This is a genomic window from Flavobacterium sp. 2755 (assembly GCF_031455715.1).
GTDB lineage: Bacteria > Bacteroidota > Bacteroidia > Flavobacteriales > Flavobacteriaceae > Flavobacterium.
In genome coordinates this window covers 84,834-109,508 of record NZ_JAVDTG010000008.1, presented here as the reverse complement: position 1 = coordinate 109,508, position 24,675 = coordinate 84,834, and the positions used below count along the sequence as shown (strand labels likewise).

Below are 24,675 nucleotides of genomic sequence, written 5' to 3'. Positions count from 1 at the left end.
ATTAAGGAATTAAAATTATTTCTAATTTGGCTTTTGCACTTTTTCAAATACCTATACTAGTTATTAATGATTTTAGAAATATATTTTTTATCATTCATAAAAAAATGAACAAAGTAAACTCCACTTGGGTAATTTGTAAGATCAATACTAGTCATTTCTGATTCTGTTGATTTATGAAAAAGTTCTACACCTAGAATGTTATATACAGAAAGCGAATCGTAACTGGTGTTAGAACTGATATTAAAATATCCATTTGAAGGATTTGGATAAAGGGCAAAGCTAAATTTCTCAGTTTTATTAATTCCTAAAGAACTGTCAAATTCATAAGCCCCTATATCAATATTATCAATAATTCTTTGATTTCCATTTAAGTCAGTGCTTGGAAAGTTTATTATTTGTCCATTTGCACCATTCCAAGAAACAGCTATTATACTTGAGTTAGTTGTACCTGCATTAATTAATGGTGATGAAACTTGTAAATGGAAATTATTATTATCAGTATCTGCAAATAAAGGATCGACATTTATGTTATCTTGATATACAATTGCATTGCCCTGTGTCGCTAAATTTTCCAAACCACCTTGTATATTACAAAATCTAAAATCAGGAGCCCAATTTCCGTAAACATTAACAGCTGCTATTTGTGTACCAGTTGGGCTAATATTATCGTAAAAAATACTATTAGTTACATCTACATTAGCTCCATCAATATAAAGACCACCTCCTTTGATTCCAGCAGAATTTTGAACGACAGTATTGTTTATAAACTGACCTCTATTAGGATCATAATCCATATAAATGGCTCCGCCGTATCTTGTTGCTTTATTATTGAAAAATAAATTATTGAAACAATATGTCGTCCATCCAAGAAATAATGCTCCGCCATCTTCAGATTGATTTTTGCTCACAATATTATTATTGAAAATTACTTCATAATTGCTGTCGTTCACAAAAGCACCGCCTTCATTTTTTGCGAAATTATTTGTTATGGAATTATTGAAGATTTTTGGACTTGAATAGGAGCCAATATAAATTCCTCCTGCTGTAAGGGAACTGTAACCGCCATTAGGAAAATTATCTGCTCTGTTATCATAAATTTGGCAATTACTTATTATGGCATCAGAATACCATAGATACATTCCTCCACCAGTGTAAGCCTTATTTTTCCTGAAAATACAATTTTCAATTATTGGGTTGCTATTGAATACATACAATCCCCCGCCTTCTCCAACCGCATAATTTTCCTCCAGAATGCAATTCTTTATTTTAAAACTACCATCACTAGTTTGATTTACATAAATTCCTCCGCCGTTTGAATTTCTTGCATACCCTCCTTTGATAGTTAATCCGTCGAGTATAGTATTAGAAGTTAGATTTACATACTCGCTTGAAAATACGTGTTGTATATTATCGTTATATTCATTTTCGTCACCAATTTCACCACTTAATATTGTTTGATAAAGCACCCAATTCCTTTGGTTTAAATCAGTTTCAACACCGCTGAAACCTCCATAAATTGCAATGTTTAATTTAAGATTAAAAGTGTTTAGCTTGACATCCGAAGGAACTTGTCCATTCACATCTGTAGTTGGTTTATATATTCCTTGTGCCACCCAGATTTGACCATTTGAAGTTGAATTTATGGCTGTACTTAAATCCGTAAACGCATTCTGCCAACTGGTACCATTGTTTAAGCCTGTCGCATCATTTTTAACATAAATAATTTGTGAGTTACTTTTAAAAATTATTAAAAATAATAGCACCGAAAGTAGTCTTTTTATCATATTTCTTTATTTGGTTAATGCTAATAATGTATACCTAACAAGTACAATACTACATAAAAAAACAATTGAAATGTTAATTTTTTATTTAAATTATACTTTATTTTTCCATGCGTTAAAATAATAAAAATGCATACTTAAATTATTCTAAAAAAAAAACATATCAATCAAGAAAATTCGTTATTTAGGGCTTAAATAGTAAGAGATATAAAATAAGGAGGTATAAAAAAACTCCAAAATCATATTGATTTTGGAGTTTTTGGAATTTTGTGGGCGATGAGGGGTTCGAACCCCCGACCCCCTCGGTGTAAACGAGGTGCTCTGAACCAGCTGAGCTAATCGCCCTATTTTACTAGGCTGCTATCATTTTGTGATTGCGAGTGCAAATATACAGCTAGAATTTGTATTTGCAAGCATATTTCAAAAAAAATCTAATATTTTTTTCAGGTGTTTATTTAGCAACCTATTTTTCAGCTTTTTAAAAAAGAAATAAAATTCCCGGTTTTCTTATAATTTAGTTAAAAAACGAAATCTGGATCTCTAATTCCTAATATTGCTTTGTAATCTTTTGCTATAGTCATACATTTGCATACCTAAAAACAGTATATTCTAATGGCTAGATATAAAGAAAACGATTTACCTAAATCAAAAATAACAGCTACTTCTCTTAACAAAGCAAAAACAATATTTACATACGCAGGAAATCACAAATGGAAATTTTTCATTGGATTAATTTTTCTGCTTTTAACAGGCGCTACTGCCCTCGCCTTTCCTAAATTAATGGGAATGCTTGTAGATTGTGTAAAAAACAAAAACAACGACGAAGCTAATAAAATAGCTTTAGGATTAATTGTAATTTTGTTTCTGCAATCCTTTTTCTCTTTCTTCAGATTATCTTTGTTCGTAAATTTTACCGAAAATACGCTGGCAAACTTACGTTTGGCTCTGTATACCAATTTGGTAAAACTGCCAATGACCTTCTTTTCTCAAAAAAGAGTTGGAGAATTAAACAGCCGTATTAGTGCCGATATTACACAAATACAAGATACTTTAACCACAACAATTGCTGAGTTTTTACGTCAGTTTATCTTAATTATTGGTGGTGTAATTTTATTAGCTACAGAAAGTCTAAAATTGACTTTATTGATGCTTTCCGTTGTGCCTTTAGTTGCAATAGCTGCAGTAGTTTTTGGAAGATTTATTAGAAAATATTCTAAAAAAGTACAAGATCAGGTTGCAGAAAGCCAGGTGATTGTTGAAGAAACCATGCAGGGAATTAGCATTGTAAAAGCTTTTGCTAACGAATGGTACGAAATTGCACGTTATAAAGGTAAAATCAGTGATGTTGTAAAACTGGCTATTAAAGGCGGTAAATACCGTGGTTATTTTGCTTCATTTATCATTTTCTGTTTATTTGGAGCAATTGTTGCCGTAGTTTGGTTTGGTGTTCGATTGAGTATTGCAGGTGAAATGAGCGTTGGACAATTAATATCATTTGTATTGTATTCAACTTTTGTTGGTGCTTCTTTTGGTGGAATTGCAGAATTATATGCGCAAATCCAAAAAGCAATTGGAGCTACAGAACGTGTTTTTGAATTATTAGACGAAAGTCCTGAGAAAATAAATTCAGATTCAAATAAAACGCAGGAAAAAATAAAAGGAAACGTAACCTTTAATAATGTTGCTTTCAGCTATCCAACACGTCAGGAAATTCAGGTATTGAAAAATGTAAATTTCTCGGCTGAATTTGGACAGAAAATTGCAATCGTTGGTCCAAGCGGCGCCGGAAAATCCACTATTTCTTCTCTTCTACTACGTTTTTACGATATAACTTCGGGAGAAATTACTGTTGACGGAAAAAATATTTATGATTATGATTTAGAAGCTCTTCGTGGAAATATGAGTATCGTTCCGCAGGATGTCATTCTTTTTGGAGGAACAATCAGAGAAAATATCGCATACGGAAAACCAGATGCTTCTGATGAAGAAATAATATTGGCAGCAAAACAAGCGAATGCATTCAATTTTGTTGACGGTTTCCCAGAGAAATTCGAAACATTGGTTGGAGAACGCGGCGTTAAATTATCTGGCGGACAGCGTCAGCGTATAGCAATTGCAAGAGCATTACTTAAAAATCCAAGTATATTAATATTAGACGAAGCGACTTCATCTTTAGACAGCGAAAGCGAAAAACTAGTTCAGGAAGCTTTAGAGGTTTTAATGGAAGGAAGAACAAGTATTATCATTGCTCATCGCCTTTCAACGATTAGAAATGCGGATAAAATTTTAGTTCTGGACAACGGAGAAATCTCAGAAGAAGGAACACATCAGGAATTAATAAATTTAGAAAATGGAATTTATAAAAACTTAAGCAACTTACAGTTTAGTAACTCTTAAATAAATTTCAAATTTCAAAAAAACTCCATTTGTGAAATCAAATGGAGTTTTTTAATTTAAATTCTATTCAAACCGGACTGAAGTCGGGCCCTACAATATAAATATCGAGCCAAAGGCTCTTTATGAGAGTTCCGAAGGAACAATTATATTGTAGAGCTGGACTTTAGTCCAGTTTATATTAAAGAATTAAGGCATAAAAAAGCTCCAATTTTCATTGGAGCTTTTTATATATAAAATGTAAACCGAGACTGGAAACTGAAAACTATTATTTCCCTTTTCTACGTTTACGTTCTGCTTTAATCATAGATAATTCACGGCTTGTCTGCCCAGCAACCGAAGTATTTTCTTCAGCACGACGAATTAAGTACGGCATAACATCTTTGACAGGTCCAAACGGAAGATATTTTGCTACATTATAACCGTTTTCAGCTAAGTTGTAACTAATATTATCGCTCATACCATATAATTGCCCAAACCAGATTCTTTTATCATTTTTGGCAATTCCTTTTTCAGCCATCATTTCCATTAATTTATAAGAGCTCAATTCGTTATGAGTTCCTGCAAAAATGGCCATTGTTTCTAAATGCTCTAACATATAATGAACAGCAGCATCATAATTAATATCTGTCGCTTCTTTAGAAACACAAATTGGTGAAACATATCCTTTTTCTTCTGCTCGTTTGTTTTCTTTTTCCATGTAAGCGCCACGAACCAATTTCATTCCAATAAAGAAACCTTCGGCCTTAGCAACTTCATGAAGTTTTTTCAAATAATCCAAACGATCCCAACGGTACATTTGTAAAGTGTTGAATACAATAGCTTTTTCTTTATTGTATTTACGCATCATATTGGTAACTAATTCGTCAGCAGCATCCTGCATCCAGCTTTCTTCACCATCAATCAATAATGCAACATCTTTTTTGTGAGCTTCACTGCAAACCTGATCAAAACGATTTACCACTCTATTCCATTCTTCCTGCTCTGCCGGAGTCAAAGTTTGTTTTTCTCCTAATTTCTCATATAATTCAAAACGTCCTAAACCTGTTGGCTTAAATACTGCAAATGGAATCGCTAAACGTTCTTTCGCAAATTCAATAGTTTTTAAGGTCATTTCTAAAGCCGCGTCAAACTGTGCTTCTTCTTCTTTTCCTTCAACTGAATAATCTAATACAGATGAAACGCCTTTGGTAAACATTTTATCTACTACAGTTAAACAATCGTCTTCGTTTACTCCTCCGCAAAAATGATCAAAAACCGTTGCACGAATCAACCCTTCAACCGGAAGATGTGCTTTGATTGCAAAATTTGTAACAGCAGTTCCAATACGTACTAAAGGCTCACTATCAATCATTTTAAAAAGAAAATAAGCCCTGTCAAGTTCTGTATCACTTTTAAGCGAAAAAGCAACCTGAGTGTTATCGAATATTTTTTCCATTAAGTTTAGTTTTTGTGCAAAGATATAGACTGTTTTGAATATTATTTACGAAATCGTATGATATTTTTTGATATCTTTAATCCTCTTAAAAATATTCTTTGTTTAAAAAGTAGGATTTTACTTTAATTTTTACGTAATTTTGCAAAAAAAATGAAAACGTATGAATACTCAAAAGATTGATAGTATTATAAGTGAAGTAAAAGGAAAATACTCTATTCCTAATTTTATAGTTCTCCTTTTTATCTCTTCTTTATTAATAATTGACTTTCTGCCTTATTTTAAAAGTGCAGAAATTATTAATCCACAGTTTTTATACCTTTCAGTATTAAACATAATTATTGCTGCTTATTTTTATTTCAATTCTTCATTAATAGCTGCTGATACTTTTTATTCAATAAAGAGAAATTATATTTTTAAATTATATTTAGCGTTCCTCTTCTTTTGTGCTATATCCTATTTTGCAGCAAAAAATACTTCATTAGTTTTTACAAAATTTACAGAAATAGTAATTGTATTCTGCTTATTTGTAAACCTTTCTATTCTTTTAAAAAATAAATTAGATCTCCTTTATAAAATTATATTTATAGTAAGTATTAGTGCGTTAATTCAATCCTGGCAGCAGCTTTGTCATTTTATTATTATTCCACGACATGCTTCAATTATGGATTTATTAAATGGAATGAAGGGAAATACAGGAAATATAAATATTTTGGCGGCGAGCCTTACTATTAAAATCCCTTTTTTACTCTTGGGTATAGCTCATTTTACAACATACAAAAAGTGGTTTTTAGTTTTTATCTTATTTTCAGTTACTTCAGTTATTTTCTTAACAGGAGCAAGAACACCGCTTATTAATTTATTTCTGATCTATTTAATTTATATTATTTATCTCTTAAAAGAATATACATTTAAAAGAGAAACTATTTCTAAAGTTTTATTCTTGATAATTCCGATATTAACGGCCATATTATTTGCGAACTCAATATTTCAAAAATCAAAAGACAAAGGAAGATATACCTCTTTGGAAAACAGGGTAACTCAAATAAATGCTGATGATGCATCTTCAAAACTAAGATTAGCTTTTTGGAGAAACACATTGGAAATGACTAAAAAGGCTCCTCTTACAGGAATTGGTTTAGGCAATTATCAGGTTGAATCAATTCCTTATGAAAAAACAATCTTCAATGATTCTACGGTTTCTTTACATGCCCATAATGATTTTCTTGAAATTTTAGCTGAAACAGGAATAATAAATGGGATAATTTATCTTTTTATCTTTATTTATATTTTCATTATTAATTTGAAAAGAATAATAAAGCCACAAAATAAAGAATCCCAAATAATTGCATTGTTAACCTTATTACTTTTAATAGTATACGGAATAGATTCTTTCTTTAATTTCCCAATGTACAGACCAACAATGGTAATATTTTTCAGTTTAATTCTGGCCTTGAGCTTAACTAATTCTGAAATAAATCAAATAGCATTACCAAATAGAATATTTTCATTAAAAATTATAGCCCCAATTATAATTGTAGTATCAGTACTAACAAGCTATTCAGCCTTTATAATTTATAAAGCATCAAATTTGGAATATTTAATTGCCCGTGATGATATAAATGTGAATCTAAAAGGGTTTCTTACTGGTGATCAGGTAATAAATAAGATGACTGCATACCCAAATACTTTTAGTAGTTCAGAGTCATTTTATGAATATGCCGGAATTTATTATATTCGTGAAAAACAATATGATAAAGCTTTAAAATGCTTTTCTAAAGCTAAAAAAATTAATGGCTATGCTGGTCGTATTGGGTTTTATAAAAATGTTATATCTAAGAATAAAGGAAATATTGACAGTGCTTATATTTATATTAAGCAGGCATTCTATCTTCGTCCCAGAAATTATGCAATATTTAGTGCAGCAATTAATTTTGCAATATCAAAAAGAGATACATCAGAAATAATAAAACAAAATACATTGTTTTCTCAATACAGACCAATGGTTCAAACATGGGATCTTGCAGCCCGAGGGCTTAAATATTCAGGTTATAATTATCAAAATTTAATTAAGTTTATTGATCAGGGATTGAAAAAATTCCCTCAGGATAGTGCCTTAACTGCTCAAAAAAATCAACTCTTAATTACAAGTTACCTAACCGGAGGTCAAAATTTCGAGAACAAATCTGATTTAAACAATGCTTTACAATCGTATGAAAAAGCTTTAAAGATTGATCCTAAAAATGTTTATATATCACAAAATATAGGATTTAATTATTTGAAGCAGGGCCAAAATAAAAAAGCAATAAACGCTTTACTTGAAGCGCTAAAATATCCCGGTTTAAAAGATGGAAAGACAGAGTTTTTCTTAGGCATTTCTTATTTAAGAGAAAATGATAGAACTAATGCTCTCAAATATTTTAATTTATCAAATGATAAAAATTATCCTGCAGCGAAACAATTAATGTCTAAGATGCAAAATGCGGAAGCAGATGAAGTGGCATTAAAAAAACGAAAAATTGATCTTTTGATTGCCGATTTAATTACTGAAGGTCAAAGTTTTGAAGAACAGAAAAGGATGGATGAAGCTCTGGAGTCTTACCAAAAAGCTTTAAAAATTGACTCAAAAAGCATTTATGCAGCACAAAATATTGGCTTCTATTATTTAAAAGTTGGGCAAAGTAAAAAAGCAATCCATTATTTATTGAATGCTTTAAAATATCCAGGCTTAAATGATGGAAAAACAGAATATTTCCTTGCTATTTGTTATTTAAAAGAAGATGACAAAACTAATGCCTGTAAATATTTAAATATATCAAAAAGCAAAAACTATTCTGACGCACAACAATTACTAAAGATGTGTAAATAGTTTCTGTTCTTTTAAAACATTAATTTAGAATGATTCGTTTTTAAACAAATTAGGGTCAAAATTTGAATATATTTTAGTTAAAAATGCCTTATTTTGCGGTTTCAATTAACCGAAGAATTATGCAATCCATTCAAGCGAACAATTATCTCGTGCATTTTAACCAGTATGCATACGAGGCTTTAAATAAACATTTAAAAGAAAACAAATACTCAAATATCTTTATTATAGTTGATACAGAGACGAATGAGTATTGCCTGCCAAAGCTTTTACCTGTAATTGAAACAGATTTAAATATCGAAATTATCGAGTTTGAAGCTGGTGAAGCCAATAAAAATATTGAGACTTGCATTGAAATCTGGCATGTTTTAACAGAACTTGGTGCAGACAGAAAATCACTTATAATTAATCTTGGAGGCGGTGTTGTAACAGATTTGGGTGGTTTTGTGGCTTCAACCTTTAAAAGAGGGGTTGATTTTATAAACATCCCTACTACTCTACTATCTATGGTTGATGCTTCTGTGGGAGGAAAAACCGGAGTTGACTTAGGAAATCTTAAAAACCAGATTGGTGTTATAAATGTCCCACAAATGGTTTTAATCGATACAGAATACCTTGAAACTTTACCACAAAGTGAGATGCGTTCCGGACTTGCAGAAATGCTAAAACACGGTTTAATTTATGATTCAGCTTACTGGAAAGAGTTTCTGGATCTGGGTGCTATTGATTATAATGCATTAGATCAATTAATCTACCGTTCAGTTGAAATTAAGAATGAAATTGTAATTCAGGACCCAACCGAAAAAAATATCCGTAAAGCGCTTAATTTCGGTCATACTCTTGGTCATGCTATCGAAAGTTACTTTTTAGAAAGCGAATCTAAAACAACTTTGTTACACGGTGAAGCAATTGCTGTGGGAATGATCTTAGAAAGTTATATTTCCCTTCATAAAGATTTAATTACTTCCGAAGAATATTCTGAAATAAAAATGGCTATAAAAGCAATTTATGATGATGTAAAATTTGAAGAAAATGACATCGATCCTATCCTGGAATTGCTTATTCATGACAAAAAAAATGAATACGGATTGATTCAATTTGCTTTAATTGAAGGAATCGGGAAAATAAAAATTAACCAATCCGTTGAAAATAAATTAATTCTAGCTGCGTTTCAAGATTATAAATCTTAAACTTTTTTTAATTAAAAGCATTGCTTTTGGTATATATTATTTTTTACATTTGCCACAATGAAAACAAACAATAAACAAAGACAATTCAGCTCTTACAGAAACCGTCTCAACAGTTCTTTACTAAGAATGTTGAATCGTTTTTATAATAGTAAAAGTCCGTTTTGTTTTGATGTTTTCCAATACTCAAAAGCAGAACACGAAAAACTGCAAATTATATTTGCTAATATTAGAGTATGAATTTTAAATTTAGAAGAAAATCACTAAATTTAATAATTACTACTTAAAATATTGAAATATAAATGAATACAAAATATTCGGACCTAATAAATCAAACATATTACTTTCCGCAAGAGGAATTTAAACTAAGCAAAGACAACCTTCAGTTTCACAACATCGATTTGATGAAATTGGTTGAACAATATGGTACTCCATTAAAGTTTACTTATTTGCCTCAGATTTCTGAAAACATCAACAAGGCTAAGTCCTGGTTCAGAAAAGCAATGGAAAAAAATAAATACGAAGCAAAATATTACTATTGTTATTGTACAAAAAGTTCTCATTTTGAATATATTATGAATGAAGCTTTCAAGAATAACATTCATATTGAAACATCGTCTGCATTTGATGTTAATATTGTTGAGAATTTATTAGAAAATGGTAAAATCAACAAAAGTACTTATGTAATTTGTAATGGTTTTAAAAGAGACGAATACATTAACAATATTGCGAGATTAATCAATAACGGACATAAAAACACTATTCCTATTATTGATAATTATGAGGAACTTGATTTACTTCAGGGAGAAATCAAAGGAAAATTCAAAATTGGAATCCGTATTGCTGCCGAAGAAGAACCTAAATTTGAGTTTTATACTTCAAGATTAGGAATTGGTTATAAAAACATCGTATCGTTTTACAAAAAACAAATTCAGGAAAATGATAAATTAGAGCTTAAAATGCTTCACTTTTTCATTAATACCGGAATAAACGATACTTCGTATTACTGGAACGAGCTTGTAAAATGTATTAAAGTATACATTGCACTTAAAAAGGAATGCCCTACTCTTGATGGTTTGAACATTGGAGGCGGTTTCCCAATTAAAAACTCGCTGGCATTTGAATATGATTATCAATATATGATTGATGAAATTATCAATCAAATTAAAATAGCTTGTGATGAAGCTGAAGTTGATGTTCCAAATATATTTACTGAATTTGGATCGTTTACAGTAGGTGAAAGCGGTGGAGCTATCTATCAGATTTTGTATCAAAAACAACAAAATGATAGAGAAAAATGGAACATGATCGATTCATCTTTCATTACTACCCTTCCGGATACGTGGGCTATCAATAAACGTTTTATTATGCTGGCGATTAATCGCTGGAATGATACTTACGAACGGGTTCTGTTAGGTGGATTGACTTGTGATAGTGATGATTATTACAATTCAGAACAAAATATGAACGCCATTTATCTGCCTAAATACAATAAGGAAAAGCCGTTATATATTGGTTTCTTTAACACTGGAGCGTATCAGGAAACTATTGGAGGTTATGGAGGTTTGCACCACTGTTTGATTCCGCAGCCAAAACATATTTTGATAGATCGTGACGAAAACGGGATTCTGGCAACAGAAGTTTTCTCTGAACAACAGACTTCAGATGATGTGTTAAAAATATTAGGATACAAGAAAAAATTGTAAAAAAAAACTGTAAATTAATTAAGGTAATTATTATAAAATTATTAATTTGCATATATCCAAAAGGTTAAAAACTTTTAATTCAAAAAAAACAAAAAAACAAAAAACAAAATGAAAGGACCAATCAGTCAGTTTATTGAAAAACATTATTTACACTTTAATTCTGCTTCACTGGTAGATGCAGCCAAAGAATACGAACAACAATTAGCAAACGGATCTAAAATGTTGGTGAGTATGGCTGGTGCAATGAGTACAGCAGAAATTGGTAAAATTTTTGCGGAAATAATTAGACAAGATAAAGTACAAATTATTTCATGTACTGGAGCCAATCTAGAAGAAGATATCATGAATTTAGTAGCTCACTCTCACTACGAAAGAGTTCCTAATTACCGTGATTTAACACCAGAAGACGAATGGGCTTTACTGGAAAGAGGATTAAACCGTGTTACAGATACTTGTATTCCTGAGCATGAGGCTTTTAGACGTTTACAAAAACACATCTATAAGATCTGGAAAGATGCTGATGATAAAGGAGAACGTTATTTTCCACATGAATTCATGTACAAAATGTTGTTATCAGGCGTTTTAGAAGAATACTACGAAATTGACTTAAAAGACAGCTGGATGTATGCTGCTGCTGAGAAAAATTTACCTATTATTGTTCCGGGATGGGAAGATAGTACAATGGGTAATATTTTTGCATCATACGTGATTAAAGGTGAATTGAAAGCATCTACAATGAAATCTGGTATTGAATACATGACTTTCCTTGCAGACTGGTATTCTAAAAACAGCCAAAACGGTATTGGATTCTTCCAAATTGGTGGAGGTATCGCTGGAGATTTTCCTATCTGCGTTGTGCCAATGTTATACCAGGATATGGAAATGCATGATGTTCCTTTCTGGAGCTATTTCTGCCAAATTTCTGATTCAACAACTAGTTATGGTTCTTATTCAGGAGCAGTTCCAAATGAAAAAATCACATGGGGTAAATTAGATATCAAAACCCCTAAATTTATTATAGAGTCGGACGCAACAATTGTTGCACCGTTAATTTTTGCATATTTATTAGATTTATAGGATATTTTTATGAAAAGAGTTATAGTAGACTACGCCAAACTGACAAACGAAATTTTAAACCTTTTGGTTGAAAAATTTCCTGATGGTTATGATGATTCGGATGTTATCCGTTTTAGAAACGCTAAAAACGAATTAGTAGAAGCTGTTGAAGTTCGTACTGAAGACACTATTTATTTAGTAAAAATCAGTACTAAACTTGCTGACAGAATCGAAAATTATGATGAAGATGACGATATCGATCTTGATGTTGATACAATCGAGCCAGTTAAAGGTCTTGATCTTGATGATGACGCTGCAGATGATGATGACGATGATGACAATCAAGATAAACCAGACGTTGACGGTGGAGATGATGACGATGATGATGACAGAGACCCAGACGATATAGCGGATGATGACGATGATGAAGACGACGAAGATTAATCATTTACTTTTAAAATAAAGACAAAGGAACTCTATTTTGAGTTCCTTTTTTATTTACCCCATGCAAACAAAATTATAAGAAAATTACTATATTTATATTTTAAGAAATACTTTTAAAATATAAATTATTCGCCAATATGAAATCAGAGTTACTACACGCCAAACTGAAAGAAAATTTCGGATTTGAAAAATTCAGGCCAAATCAGGAAACAATAATAAAGACTATTTTATCCGGACAGGATACATTAGCTATTATGCCTACTGGCGGAGGAAAATCAATATGTTTTCAGTTGCCGGCTCTTATACTGCCAGGAATAACGATAGTCATTTCTCCGCTAATTGCTTTGATGAAAGATCAGGTAGACAGTTTAAAAACAAACGGCATCACAGCATGTTACATTAACAGCAGTCAATCATCTGAAGAACAACAGTTTTATATCGATAATTTGAAATCGAATAATTTTAAACTCGTTTATATTGCTCCCGAAAGTTTATCATATTTAGATAATGTTTTTAACGAATTGACAATTAGTTTAATTGCAATTGACGAAGCACATTGTATTTCATCTTGGGGTCATGATTTTAGACCGGCATATACCAATTTAGGATATTTAAAAAACCGCTTCCCTTCTACTCCAGTTTTAGCTTTAACTGCAACCGCCGATAAAGCAACACGTGTAGATATAACCAAACAATTAAATTTAAAAAGCCCAAAAACTTTTGTGGCTTCTTTTGATCGTGCAAATTTAAGTCTTGAAGTGCGACCAGCTTTAGATCGTGTTAAACAAATTATTGATTTTGTTGAAAATAAACCCAATGAATCAGGAATTATTTATTGTTTAAGCAGAAAAACTACAGAAGAACTTGCAGAGAAATTATCAAAAAATGGAATTGCTGCAAAAGCCTATCACGCAGGTTTAGACAATACAACACGAGCAAAAACTCAGGATCAGTTTATAAATGATGATTGTCAGGTGGTTTGCGCTACGATTGCATTTGGAATGGGAATCGACAAATCAAATGTTCGATGGGTTATTCATTATAATTTGCCCAAAAATATTGAAGGTTATTATCAGGAAATTGGACGTGCAGGCCGCGACGGGTTACCTGCTGAAACTGTTTTGTTTGAAAGTTATGCCGATGTAATTCAGCTTCAGAAATTTGCTTCGGAAGGATTGAATTCTGATGTTCAGCTTGCGAAATTAGAACGAATGAAGCAATATGCAGACGCAGTAAGCTGCAGGCGAAAAATTCTTCTTTCTTATTTTGGAGAACTAGTTACAGAAAATTGCGGTAATTGCGATATTTGCAAAAATCCTCCAACATTTTTTGATGGAACGATTCTCGCGCAAAAAGCACTTTCTGCTATTACAAGATTACAAGAAACAGAGCCTTTAGCTGTGATTGTTGATTTTTTGAGAGGCTCAAAAAACGCGTATATCTACGAAAAAAATTATCAAACGCTAAAAACGTACGGAATTGGAGCCGATATTTCGTGGTACGATTGGAATCAATATTTAATTCAGCTGATTAATCTAGGATATTGTGAAATTGCGTTTCATCAGCATAATAAAATTTTATTAACCCCTTTTGCAAAAAAGGTTTTATTTGAGGGTGAAAAAGTAAAACTGACAACGGTTGTTAAAAAAGTAATTGATAAAAATGAAGTAAAACAAGAGAAAGCAAAAACAGCTGCTAAAAATTCTCTTTTTGAAACACTTCGAAAATTACGCTACGAAATTGCTCAGGAAGAAGAAGTTCCGGCCTATGTGATTTTCAGCGATGCTTCGCTAAGACACATGGAAATTTTAAGACCAATGAGCGATGAAGATTTTCTTGCCGTGGAAGGTGTTGGAAAAGCAAAGCTCGAAAAATATGGAGCAGAATTCATTAAGGCGATTATTGAGTTTCAAAGAAATAAATCTGTCGTTAAAAAAGAAAAAAAGGAAAGTACGTATGCTAAAACTCTAGAGTTGTTTCAAAATGGACTTTCTATTGAAGAAATCGCAGGACAAAGAAATTTAGGAGAAACTACGATCGTTTCTCATTTAGCGAAATTATATGTTGATGGAAACGATTTTGATTTAAGCCAGTTTGTTTCTGATAAAGAAATCATTGAGATTGAAAAAGCTCAGTTAGAATTAGAAAATCCAAGCGCTTTACGACCTTACTATGAATACTTTGAAGAAAAAATGTCTTATGATAAAATTCGATTTGGATTGGCATTTTTAGAGAGAAAGCATTTAAGTGGTAAATAATATTGGCGTAGATGACACGCGGATTTTACAGATTCGCTATCGCGAAGGCGCGGATTAATACGGATTTTTTTTGTCATTCCGAGGAACGAGAAATCGCACAAGTATTTCCTCATAGTGAATCGTCAATCTTTGTCGAGTTTCTAGTGCGATTTCTTGTTTCTCAAAATGACAAAAGCAAAAAAATCCTGTGAATTTACTTCACAGGATTTTTTTAGTTTTTATAATTTTAGCTTTTACAAATATCTTTCTTCAAAAACTTTTTGATGATGTTTTTGATGTCCAATTATAACAAAACCTAAAGCTCGAACAGAAATTTGATTGCCAGAAGCCGTTCCAAGTCTTTTAAGCTGATCTTCAGATAAACTTTTGTAAAACAATAAAGTTGAATGTCTTAAAGCTGAAAGTTCGGTCAACAAATCCTGAATACTTCTTTTATTTGATTCTGTATTGTTTGCGTAATCATCTTCTTCAAAACTAGGCAAAGGCGTTTTGTCATTTCTTGAAAATCTCAAAGCACGATAAGCAAAAATACGTTCAGTATCTATAATATGCTGAATAATATCTTTAATTGTCCACTTCCCTTCTGCGTAGCGATAATCAAATTTATCCATTGGAATGTTTTGAACAAATCGGATAAAATCATGAAGAGAAATTTCTAATTCTTCAATTAATTTTCCATCTCCGGCTTCTCTGATATAAGTTCCAAAATGACCTGAATATTCATTTTCTAGTAACTGACTTGCAATCATTTTTATAATTTTAAAGTTTACAATTAAGATTAAGCTGAATTTCTACTTGCATTTGTGTTTCCGAAAAGAGATCTAGTTACGATTTTTTCGTAAACTTTGATTAGTTCCTCATTCGCAGAATTTTCTTTGTTCAATTCATTAATTTTCAACAATGCATATTGTTGTATTGTCAACAATGGCAATACAATACGTTCTCTTATTTGAATAGATGCTATACCATCAGGATAATTTTCCATTAAGGTTTTATGACCTGCAATTTTCAATAAAAGACGTTTTGTTTCAGAGAATTCATCATAGATAATCTGCCAGAATTCACCAAACTCAGGATCTTTTCTCATGTATGCTGTTAACGGTAAAAATGATTTTGCCAATGACATCATACTGTTCTCCAACAACGTTTTAAAGAATAATGAATTGTGGTACAAATCGCTTACTTTATCCCATTGTCCTGATTCTTCAAAATGTTTTAAAGCAGTTCCTACTCCAAAAAATCCTGGTACGTTTTGTTTTAACTGACTCCAGGAACCCACGAACGGAATTGCTCTTAAATCAGCAAAATCTAATGATTCAGATTTGCTTCTTTTTGAAGGTCGGCTTCCAATATTAGTTTTAGAATAATATTTCAACGTACTCATTTTTTCCAAATATGGAATAAATTTCGGGTGATTCTTAAAACTTAAATATTTATCATAACCTAAATCAGCTAATTGCGTTAAGATTTGAGTTTCTTCTGGAGTTAACTCATTCTTTTCTTTACCAAAAACCTGATTGGTTACACCTGCACTTAATAAGTTTTCAATATTAAAACGGCAAGAATCTAAAGTTCCAAAATTAGAACTAATCGTTTGTCCCTGAACCGTGATTTGAATTTCTTTGTTTTCAATTTTTGGGCCTAAAGAAGCGTAAAATTTGTGTGTTTTACCACCACCACGAGCAGGAGGTCCACCGCGACCATCAAAGAAAATCGCTTTAATTCCGTATTTTCTTGAAATTTCAGTCAGCGAAATTTTTGCTTGATAAATACTCCAGTTAGCCATTAAATAACCGCCGTCTTTTGTACCGTCAGAGAAACCAAGCATAATTGTCTGTTCGTTTCCTCTTGATTTTAAATGCTTAGAATATTCCGGATTTGTATACAATTGCTCCATAATTTGATGAGCATTTTGCAAATCATCTACAGATTCAAAAAGCGGAATAATGTCAACAGTTGGATTCTCCCAATTATTCAAACGAATCATCGCAAAAGTTTCCATTACGTTTAGAGCACTTTCGTTATTACTAATAATATAACGGTTCGCTCCTTCTTCCCCATTATTTTCCTGAATGGTTTTAATTGCCTGAACAGATTCTAAAGTCGATCTTGTAATTTCGTTTTCAAAATCAGCAGGATTTAAGTTTCCTTTTATTTTTGAAAGAACATCTATTTTTTGATCTTCTGTCAATTCATAGTAATTTTTAGGAAAAGTATCAGAACCTGAATTCAAGTAATAAGTCACAACATCTTTAAATACGGCGTTGTGAATTTTACTATTCTGACGAATATCTAAAGTCGCAAAATGAAATCCGAATAAATTGATTTTTACTAAAAGAGCTTCTAATTCGTCCAGATATAAAGACTGATGTTTCTCAATAATTATAGTTCGGATTTTATTAAGCTGGGTCAATAATTCATCTAAAGTGATGAAAATTTCCCCTTTAGAATAAAATACAGAACGGTAAAGTTTATGTTCAAGATCAGATACTAAAGTATCTACACCAGAGAAAGTTAGCTTTCTTTTTAAGTTTCTCATTTCAACATAATAACACTTTAAAATTGAAGTTCTTAAACGATCTGCAACTTTTAGTGTAATCTCTGTTGTAACGAATGGATTTCCGTCACGGTCACCTCCCGGCCAGAATCCTAATTTTATTAATTGATTCTGAATTTGATTTCCATCATTAATATTTTTCTGTAAATAATGTACAATTTCTCCCGCAGTAGCGTAGAATACATTTTCAAGGTACCAAATCAAACTTACCGCTTCGTCGTAAGGATTTGGTTTTTCATGCTGAATAAAAGGTGTTTTTCCCAGCTGCGCCAATAATTGTTTGATCTGCAATAAATCGTTCTGACGAATTGCTTCGGTCAAATCGTTTATAATTCCTAAAACCGGACCAGGATAAAACTGTGTTGGATGTGCTGTTAAAACCGTACGAACATTGAAATTTTCTAAAAAATTAACAAGTTCGTCGTCTTTTTCTTTTGCATCTGATTTTTCTTTGATATCACGCAAAGATCCTCGCCCTTCCATATTGTTAACTTCCGGAAAAGCAGCATCTTCAATAGCATCAAACAATACAATCTGGCGCTCTATATATTGAATAAATCGAAACATTAAGTCGATTTTTTCCGTTTCTGAAGCATTGTTCAGGAACTTATTGGAGAAAAAATCGAAAATTTCTTTTGGAGTTTCTTGCTTTTTAAATCCCGTTTCGCAAGTTTCTGTAAATAAAGGCAGTAAAACTCCCGTATTATCAATAGAATCAAATGGTAATGTTATGAAAACACTATTGTAAATGTGGTATTTAGAGAGAACGTCTTTATTAAAACGTTCTATTTTTGGCAACGTGTACATAAATTCTTTTATAGTTGGTTGGTTAATTGGTCATAAAAAAACCCCAAGAATAAACTTGAGGTTATATTTTAATATAGCATTCAAGAGGAATTGTTACATATTTTTGAAAATAGTATGCATCAAACGCTTCTTATCGTTAATACTTTCCTCTAATGAAATCATAGTTTCAGTTCTGTAAACACCCTCGATATCATCAATCATGAAGATAACTTCTTTTGCGTGTTTTGTATCTTTTGCTCTAATTTTACAAAAGATATTGAATTTTCCTGTCGTTACAGAAGCAACTGTTACGAATGGAATTTGATTGATACGCTCTAATACAAATTTAGTTTGTGATGTATTATTAAGGAATACCCCAACATAAGCAATAAATGAATAACCTAATTTATCGTAATCTAAGGCTAATGAAGACCCCATGATGATACCGGCATCCTCCATCTTTTTTACTCTAACGTGTACTGTACCAGCAGAAATCAATAGTTTTTTTGCAATGTCAGTAAACGGAACTCTCGTATTGTCTATTAACATATCTAAAATCTGGTGATCTACTTCATCTAAACGAAATTTACTCATAATTCTTTAATTAATATTACTAATTGCTATTACAAAGTATAAAAATATATATAAAAAACAACAAATTCACATAAAAATTAACTTTTTATCAACCCGTTAACAAATTTAGTATTTTTATTTAAATAAAAATCTGCTTTTTGGTTCATTTTCGGAATATTAAGATAATCATCAGAATAAACAGCTTCATTTCCGTCGTATTCGTAATGACCAAAATAATTTTCCAATTCGCCTGCTTCTACTATATAAGCATTAAAATGAATCTTATTTTCAATCAATTCTTCTTTGTATTGTGCGACAAAATTCGTAATAATTTCGATACCATCATAATTTATTTTGATATTTTTATACATAAAATCATAAAAAACGACTTTATTTTGTGAAATATTCAAATAATCAGAAATTCTATTGACAACTAAATCGTTTTCGCTTATCAGTTTAAAGCCCGAAATTAGTGAGAAAAATATGTATTTTCTAGTAACTTCCCTTTCGTAATCGTTAGGAAAATGCCCAGCTTCAAACAATATAGTGGGAACTCCTAAAAACTGAAAAGTGTCTCCTATACAGTTTATATTGAATGAATCGTCAAATCTTCCTACTTGTCCGGGAATATATTTTTGCAATTCATCGTTAATTCCGGCAATTAAATTGATCGCTTTTTGTCTGTTTTCATTCACTTCTCTTTCTTCATTATAAGACGGAGCTAAAAAAGAAACAGTTGCAGGCTTGCCAGTATCGCCAGCACCAAAAATAGTGCGCTGATCATGCAGATTAAAGCAGTAATGAGGCTTAAAAGTTTCAAAAACTTCTCTTAAAACATTACTTTCAGGTTGTGTCAGGTTTTGAGAATCGCGATTTAAGTCAATTTTATTCGCATTTTCGCGTGTATAAAGCCTGGCGCCGTCAGGATTTAAAATAGGAATAGCATAAAATGTAAATGTAGATAGCATTTTTTCAGCAAAATCAGATTTGCTGTTTAATACATTAATAAAGTCAAAAAGCGCTTTAGTTGTTGTGCTTTCATTTCCATGCATTTGAGACCATAAAAAGATACGTGTCTTTCCAGTTCCAATTTCGTAACTATATATAGGTTCTCCTAAAACAGATTTTCCAATAACCTTAACTTGATTATCAGTATTTAATTTATCTAATAAAGGCTGAATATGATCTAAAGTCAGATATCTTCCTTCAATAGAATGCTCTTTGTATTGGTTAAATAATTCTTCTAAATTCATTGTGTTTTGATTAGTTTACAAAAGTAAACATCTTTATTTTTACAATTGTAAACAAGAAAAAATAAAGAGAATTTAGAAATGTAAACAGATTTATGGATTGATTTTAAAGATTCCTGTAAAATACGGTTAACAATTGTTATTACTTTAAGTATAAAATATCAATATATTATATTTCAATTAGTTATAAGTGATTATGTAAAGTAAAAATCACACAATAAAAGCTTATTTTGAATGATTTACAACTGTAAAATTGTATTATCAAATCTTTTTAGTTACATTTGTAAACACGTGTAATTTAAAATAGAATTTACAATGGTAAACATCGATGATTTTGTAAAAAGGCTGGAAATTATACTGGATTATTACGGACTAAATGCTTCTTCATTTGCAGACAAAATTGGTGTGCAGCGTTCCAGTATGTCTCACCTACTCTCTGGAAGAAACAAGCCAAGTCTTGATTTTGTTATGAAAATTTTGGATGTTTTTCCGGAAGTAGATTTATATTGGATTCTAGTTGGAAAAGGGAATTTTCCTAAATCAGAAAATGAAACTGTTTCAAATTTTCAAAATACAAATTCAGACTCCCCTTCTTCATCAAATGAAAATTATTCTGGAAAAGATTTATTTACTCCAATAATTAACGAAGAAAATAAATCCCCAATTAAAAGTTTAATCGAAAGCAAAAAATCAAATTTGAGTTTTGAAGAAGACGAAATTGAGAAAATTGTAATTTTCTACAAAAACGGAACTTTTAAGGCTTATGTACCATAGCTCGAAAATTTCGCGTATTTGAAAAATTTTTAAAATAATTTTCATTTAAGAGATTCTCACGAATCTAAAAAAAAATCAAAAATTTAGATTTGAATTCCGTTTTCAGGAATTTTTCCTAAAACACCTTTGTAATGCTGTTTTAAAATTTCCCAATCGGCTTCATAATTTCCTGTCGGATAAAAAGGCTTTCCTAAATTCACTTCTTTCTTGCCCCAATCAAAAGCAACAGGAACAATTGGCACATTCGCTTTAAGCGCTATATAATAAAATCCGGTTTTAATTTCGGCCACTCCCTTTCGTGTTCCTTCTGGCGCAACAGCTAAACGAAAAACTTCTTTACGATCAAAAATCGCAGCGATAGAATCTACTTTATTTAATCCTCCTGTGCGGTCAAGCGGTTCACCACCAACATTTCTAAAATAATAACCAAACGGAAATTTGAATAATTCTTTCTTCCCAACCCAATTCATCTGCAAGCCAGAAATACCACGGGTAAATAGACCTATATAAAAATCGTGATTACTGGTATGCGGCATAACCATTAATATACATTTTTTCACTTCAGCATTTTCTATTCCTACTATCTTCCAGCCCATTAGCTTAAAAAAGATGAATTTGTATAGTCTTTTCTTCATTAAAATTTAATATTTCTTGCAAAATAAAAGATTTAAAATGGTATTTTTGAGTAAAAGCATTACAAAATGATCCAAAAATTGTTCAGTTATCTATATCCCATTAAAATCTTCAAAAAAAAATCGGCTCGAAGTAAAGTAATCGAAGTTACCTGGGCAAATGGAGAACTGGTTTTAGATTCTGAAAACACAAATTACTCTTACGGAAGTTTACAACGTATATTAAGGTACGGCCTTCGAAATATTGGTTATGACAAGGTATTAGAAATGGAACATATTTTGGTTCTTGGCGTTGCCGGCGGAAGCGTAATCAAAACTCTTGTTGACGAAATTAACTATAAAGGTAAAATTACCGGAGTTGAAATCGATCCTGAAATGATTCAAATTGCCAATCAGTATTTTAACTTAAACGAGATAAAACAGCTTGAAATTATCATTGACGATGCTTTTGAATTTGTTTTAAAAACAAAAGATCGTTACGATTTAATAATTATTGATATTTTTGAAGATACTAATATGCCAAACTTTTTGTTCGAAAAGTTTTTTAGCGAACGAGTTTGTTTTCTTCTCAAAGATCAGGGCTTCATTTTATTCAATACCATGATTCTCGATGAAGCGCATAATGTTCGAAACAGAAAATACATTACCGAAATAAACGCACAATTATTTACTTCAAAAATGCTGCCCCGCATTGAAGTTCATAATGAATTAATAATAATCGAAAAAGTAGCTTAAATTTAATTTTTATGAAATCCCTTGTATCTATATTAAAAGCCTTACCACCTACTAAAGTCATTGATGCCTCTATTGATTTTTCAAAATATCTTCCTTTAGATTTATCCGTAACCAATACCGATTTAGTCGAAAGCAAACCTGAAACCTCTACAGATTTTGAACGTTTTATTTTTGATTACCTGGCTGATAATAATGCCGAAGTTGCCTATGGCGGTTATATCGAAGGCCGTAACTTATATAAAAGGAGCACCATTTTTAAAAACGAATCTGTTCCCGAAAGAAATATTCACATTGGCCTAGATTTATGGGCAAAAGTTGATACTGCAGTTTTAGCTCCGCTTGACGGAAAGGTTCACAGTTTTCAAAATAACCAAGGTTTAGGAGATTATGGGCCAACCATAATATTAGAACATGAAGTAGAAAACGAGAAATTTTATACTTTATACGGACATTTATCGTTAGAAAGTATAGAAAACCTTACCGTTGGGACAATTTTTAAGAAAGGCGAACAAATTGCAGCTTTAGGAAATTCAACTGTTAACGGAGATTATGCTCCTCATGTTCACTTTCAGATTATAAAAAACTTAGAAGACAAATGGGGCGATTATCCCGGTGTCTGCAATACAAATGATTTAAATTTTTATATAGAAAATTGCCCCGACCCAAACTTATTATTAAAAATAACTTAAATGATTATGAAGAAAGCGGGATTGATTATATGTTTGTTGTTATTAATTGGATGTAAATCGAAAACTGTTAGTAGAGATACGGAAGATTTAAAAATTAAAAAAGTTTCTAACGCCGATATTAGTTCAGAACAACAGAGAAAAGCGTACGAATTAGGCAAAAGAGTTTTAGAAACCTGTAATACATCAAAGTTTAAACCTTTTAATGAAACCGAAGTTACTCAGTCTGTTAGAGAAAATACGACCGAAGAACGATTGACTAAAACCTGTACCAGATTTAGACAATATTATGGAAATTTCATTGATTTAAAATTAGATGGCGTTTACAAAACCAAACAAGAAGTAATTTACCGCTATCACGCTTTATACAGTAAAAAAGTAGCAAACAAAGAACTTCGCATTTTTGTAAATGAAGAGAATTTAATATCTGCCATTAAATCAATGGATTGGGATGAAAAGTTTGACGCAAAAGTAGCCGAACAATAAAGTAAATATATATGAAATTAAAATTGCCTCTTCTTTTATTACTGTTTATTTCAATCTTTGCAAATGCTCAGCAAACCATGAGTGTAAAAGGATCTCAACCTTTTCCGGCAACGCAGGAATATACATTTATCTGCGAAAAATATGCTTTTACGGGCGAAGCCAATATTCAGATTGCAAAAACAGATAAAGGCGGCATTTTAAAAATCACAATTGCAACTTCAAATGATAAAGCCAAAATTGCCGGAGGGCTTTATGTAGATTTGGCTAACGCCGATGTTATTGCCTGCACTGACAAAAACGTAAAAGAATCTTCTGAAGGAAAAACAACTTCGTACTATTACTTTACTCCTGCTGAATTTGCCAAACTTAAAAAAAATGATATTTACGCTGTTCGATTTATCATAAACGGAGGCTCTAATACTTTTGGAAACGAAACAGGATATTTTACGGCACACAACAAAAAGAATTATTTTTCAACGGCTTACGATAAATCTAAAAAGAGTTACGATACCGCAAAAGAAATTAGTGTTTTATAAATAAAATATTTTATAAAATAAACCTTATATTTATAACCTAATTTCCAAATTTATGACTCCCAACGAAGCTTTAATTACAAAGTTCTATACTGCTTTTGCCAATTCTGATTTTAAAACAATGGCTGAATGTTATCATCCAAAAATACATTTTATTGATCCGGCGTTTGGTTTGTTAAAAGAAGAACAAGTTTCAAAAATGTGGGAAATGCTGATTATAAGAAGCAAAGGAAATCTTAAAATTGAATTCTTTGATGTGAAAGCAGATGAATTTACCGGCTCTGCAAAATGGGTTGCAGCTTATAATTTCAGCAAAACAAACCGCAATGTAATCAATAGAATTTCAGCCGAATTTGTTTTTCAGGACGGACTAATCATCAAACATACCGATAATTTTGATGTTTGGAAATGGTCAAAACAAGCCTTTGGTCCAACCGGATATTTATTAGGCTGGACAGGATTTTTCCATAAAAAAATTCAGGAACAAGCTTTACTTTCTCTTAAGAAATTCCAGGAATCTAAGTAATCTAGAAAAG

The 24,675-nt window shown here is 31.4% G+C and carries 20 protein-coding genes and 1 tRNA gene; 13 read left to right on the top strand and 8 right to left on the bottom strand.

The genetic code is table 11. The features are described 5' to 3' along the window. Nucleotides 1-56 precede the first annotated feature (56 nt). Entirely contained in the window at nt 57-1,784 is a 1,728-nt protein-coding gene (locus J2Y38_RS18165) for a T9SS type A sorting domain-containing protein (protein WP_309845312.1), read from the bottom strand. A gap of 267 nt (nt 1,785-2,051) precedes the next feature. Continuing rightward, nucleotides 2,052-2,126: transfer RNA gene (locus J2Y38_RS18160), tRNA-Val, on the bottom strand. A 267-nt stretch (nt 2,127-2,393) separates the two neighbouring features. Here J2Y38_RS18160 and J2Y38_RS18155 point away from each other — a divergent pair. Next, nucleotides 2,394-4,178 (top strand): ABC transporter transmembrane domain-containing protein, encoded by a 1,785-nt coding sequence (locus J2Y38_RS18155; RefSeq protein WP_309845311.1) that lies wholly within the window; start codon nt 2,394-2,396, stop codon nt 4,176-4,178. Nucleotides 4,179-4,443: 265 nt separating this feature from the next. Here the strand turns inward: J2Y38_RS18155 and J2Y38_RS18150 are convergent, their stop codons facing one another. Continuing rightward, nucleotides 4,444-5,613 carry a proline dehydrogenase family protein gene (locus J2Y38_RS18150; protein WP_309845309.1) on the bottom strand — a complete coding sequence of 390 codons (1,170 nt, stop codon included), beginning with the start codon at nt 5,611-5,613 and terminating at the stop codon, nt 4,444-4,446. Nucleotides 5,614-5,773: 160 nt separating this feature from the next. Here J2Y38_RS18150 and J2Y38_RS18145 point away from each other — a divergent pair, with 160 nt between their 5' ends. The 6 genes from J2Y38_RS18145 (at nt 5,774) to recQ (ending at nt 15,127) form a co-directional block, all read left to right on the top strand. Beyond that, the gene (locus J2Y38_RS18145; RefSeq protein ID WP_309845307.1) at nt 5,774-8,479 is read left to right on the top strand and encodes an O-antigen ligase family protein; all 2,706 of its coding nucleotides are present in this window, start codon (nt 5,774-5,776) and stop codon (nt 8,477-8,479) included. Between the two features lie 119 nt (nt 8,480-8,598). Then, on the top strand, nt 8,599-9,666 hold the full coding sequence (aroB, locus tag J2Y38_RS18140; protein ID WP_309845306.1) for a 3-dehydroquinate synthase: 1,068 nt from the start codon (nt 8,599-8,601) through the stop codon (nt 9,664-9,666). Between the two features lie 299 nt (nt 9,667-9,965). Continuing rightward, nucleotides 9,966-11,369, top strand: a complete 1,404-nt coding sequence (locus J2Y38_RS18135; RefSeq protein ID WP_309845304.1) for an arginine decarboxylase — start codon at nt 9,966-9,968, stop codon at nt 11,367-11,369. A gap of 108 nt (nt 11,370-11,477) precedes the next feature. Continuing rightward, nucleotides 11,478-12,446: a deoxyhypusine synthase family protein gene (locus J2Y38_RS18130; protein ID WP_056209248.1), complete on the top strand. Its 969-nt coding sequence runs from the start codon at nt 11,478-11,480 to the stop codon at nt 12,444-12,446. 9 nt (nt 12,447-12,455) lie between these two features. Further along, nucleotides 12,456-12,869 (top strand): DNA primase, encoded by a 414-nt coding sequence (locus J2Y38_RS18125; RefSeq protein WP_309845301.1) that lies wholly within the window; start codon nt 12,456-12,458, stop codon nt 12,867-12,869. A 137-nt stretch (nt 12,870-13,006) separates the two neighbouring features. Beyond that, nucleotides 13,007-15,127, top strand: a complete 2,121-nt coding sequence (gene recQ, locus J2Y38_RS18120; protein ID WP_309845300.1) for a DNA helicase RecQ — start codon at nt 13,007-13,009, stop codon at nt 15,125-15,127. A gap of 233 nt (nt 15,128-15,360) precedes the next feature. Here the strand turns inward: recQ and J2Y38_RS18115 are convergent, their stop codons facing one another. From J2Y38_RS18115 to J2Y38_RS18100, 4 genes are all read right to left on the bottom strand, one after another. Further along, nucleotides 15,361-15,876, bottom strand: a complete 516-nt coding sequence (locus J2Y38_RS18115) for a DinB family protein (protein ID WP_256634956.1) — start codon at nt 15,874-15,876, stop codon at nt 15,361-15,363. 29 nt (nt 15,877-15,905) lie between these two features. Then, nucleotides 15,906-18,491: a phosphoenolpyruvate carboxylase gene (locus tag J2Y38_RS18110; protein ID WP_309845298.1), complete on the bottom strand. Its 2,586-nt coding sequence runs from the start codon at nt 18,489-18,491 to the stop codon at nt 15,906-15,908. Between the two features lie 93 nt (nt 18,492-18,584). Then, the gene (locus tag J2Y38_RS18105) at nt 18,585-19,064 is read right to left on the bottom strand and encodes an Lrp/AsnC family transcriptional regulator (protein WP_007805990.1); all 480 of its coding nucleotides are present in this window, start codon (nt 19,062-19,064) and stop codon (nt 18,585-18,587) included. Nucleotides 19,065-19,141: 77 nt separating this feature from the next. Continuing rightward, nucleotides 19,142-20,296, bottom strand: a complete 1,155-nt coding sequence (locus J2Y38_RS18100) for a M14 family metallopeptidase (protein ID WP_309845264.1) — start codon at nt 20,294-20,296, stop codon at nt 19,142-19,144. A 312-nt stretch (nt 20,297-20,608) separates the two neighbouring features. On the opposite strand from J2Y38_RS18100, the gene J2Y38_RS18095 reads away from it, so the two are divergent. Continuing rightward, nucleotides 20,609-21,067, top strand: coding sequence for a helix-turn-helix transcriptional regulator (locus J2Y38_RS18095; protein ID WP_309845261.1), 459 nt, complete (start codon nt 20,609-20,611; stop codon nt 21,065-21,067). 83 nt (nt 21,068-21,150) lie between these two features. On the opposite strand, the gene J2Y38_RS18090 is transcribed toward J2Y38_RS18095, so the two are convergent. Further along, nucleotides 21,151-21,702, bottom strand: coding sequence for a 1-acyl-sn-glycerol-3-phosphate acyltransferase (locus J2Y38_RS18090; RefSeq protein ID WP_309845258.1), 552 nt, complete (start codon nt 21,700-21,702; stop codon nt 21,151-21,153). A 66-nt stretch (nt 21,703-21,768) separates the two neighbouring features. Here J2Y38_RS18090 and J2Y38_RS18085 point away from each other — a divergent pair, with 66 nt between their 5' ends. From J2Y38_RS18085 to J2Y38_RS18065, 5 genes are read left to right on the top strand one after another with little or no spacing between them, the layout of a single operon-like run. Next, entirely contained in the window at nt 21,769-22,434 is a 666-nt protein-coding gene (locus tag J2Y38_RS18085) for a fused MFS/spermidine synthase (protein WP_309845255.1), read from the top strand. A gap of 11 nt (nt 22,435-22,445) precedes the next feature. Continuing rightward, entirely contained in the window at nt 22,446-23,123 is a 678-nt protein-coding gene (locus J2Y38_RS18080) for a peptidoglycan DD-metalloendopeptidase family protein (protein WP_309845252.1), read from the top strand. A 6-nt stretch (nt 23,124-23,129) separates the two neighbouring features. Beyond that, a complete protein-coding gene (locus J2Y38_RS18075) occupies nt 23,130-23,606 on the top strand; it encodes a hypothetical protein (protein ID WP_309845588.1) in 477 nt (158 codons plus the stop codon). An 11-nt stretch (nt 23,607-23,617) separates the two neighbouring features. Further along, nucleotides 23,618-24,142 (top strand): hypothetical protein, encoded by a 525-nt coding sequence (locus J2Y38_RS18070; protein WP_309845250.1) that lies wholly within the window; start codon nt 23,618-23,620, stop codon nt 24,140-24,142. Nucleotides 24,143-24,194: 52 nt separating this feature from the next. Continuing rightward, the gene (locus J2Y38_RS18065) at nt 24,195-24,665 is read left to right on the top strand and encodes a nuclear transport factor 2 family protein (RefSeq protein ID WP_291145554.1); all 471 of its coding nucleotides are present in this window, start codon (nt 24,195-24,197) and stop codon (nt 24,663-24,665) included. Nucleotides 24,666-24,675: the final 10 nt, after the last annotated feature.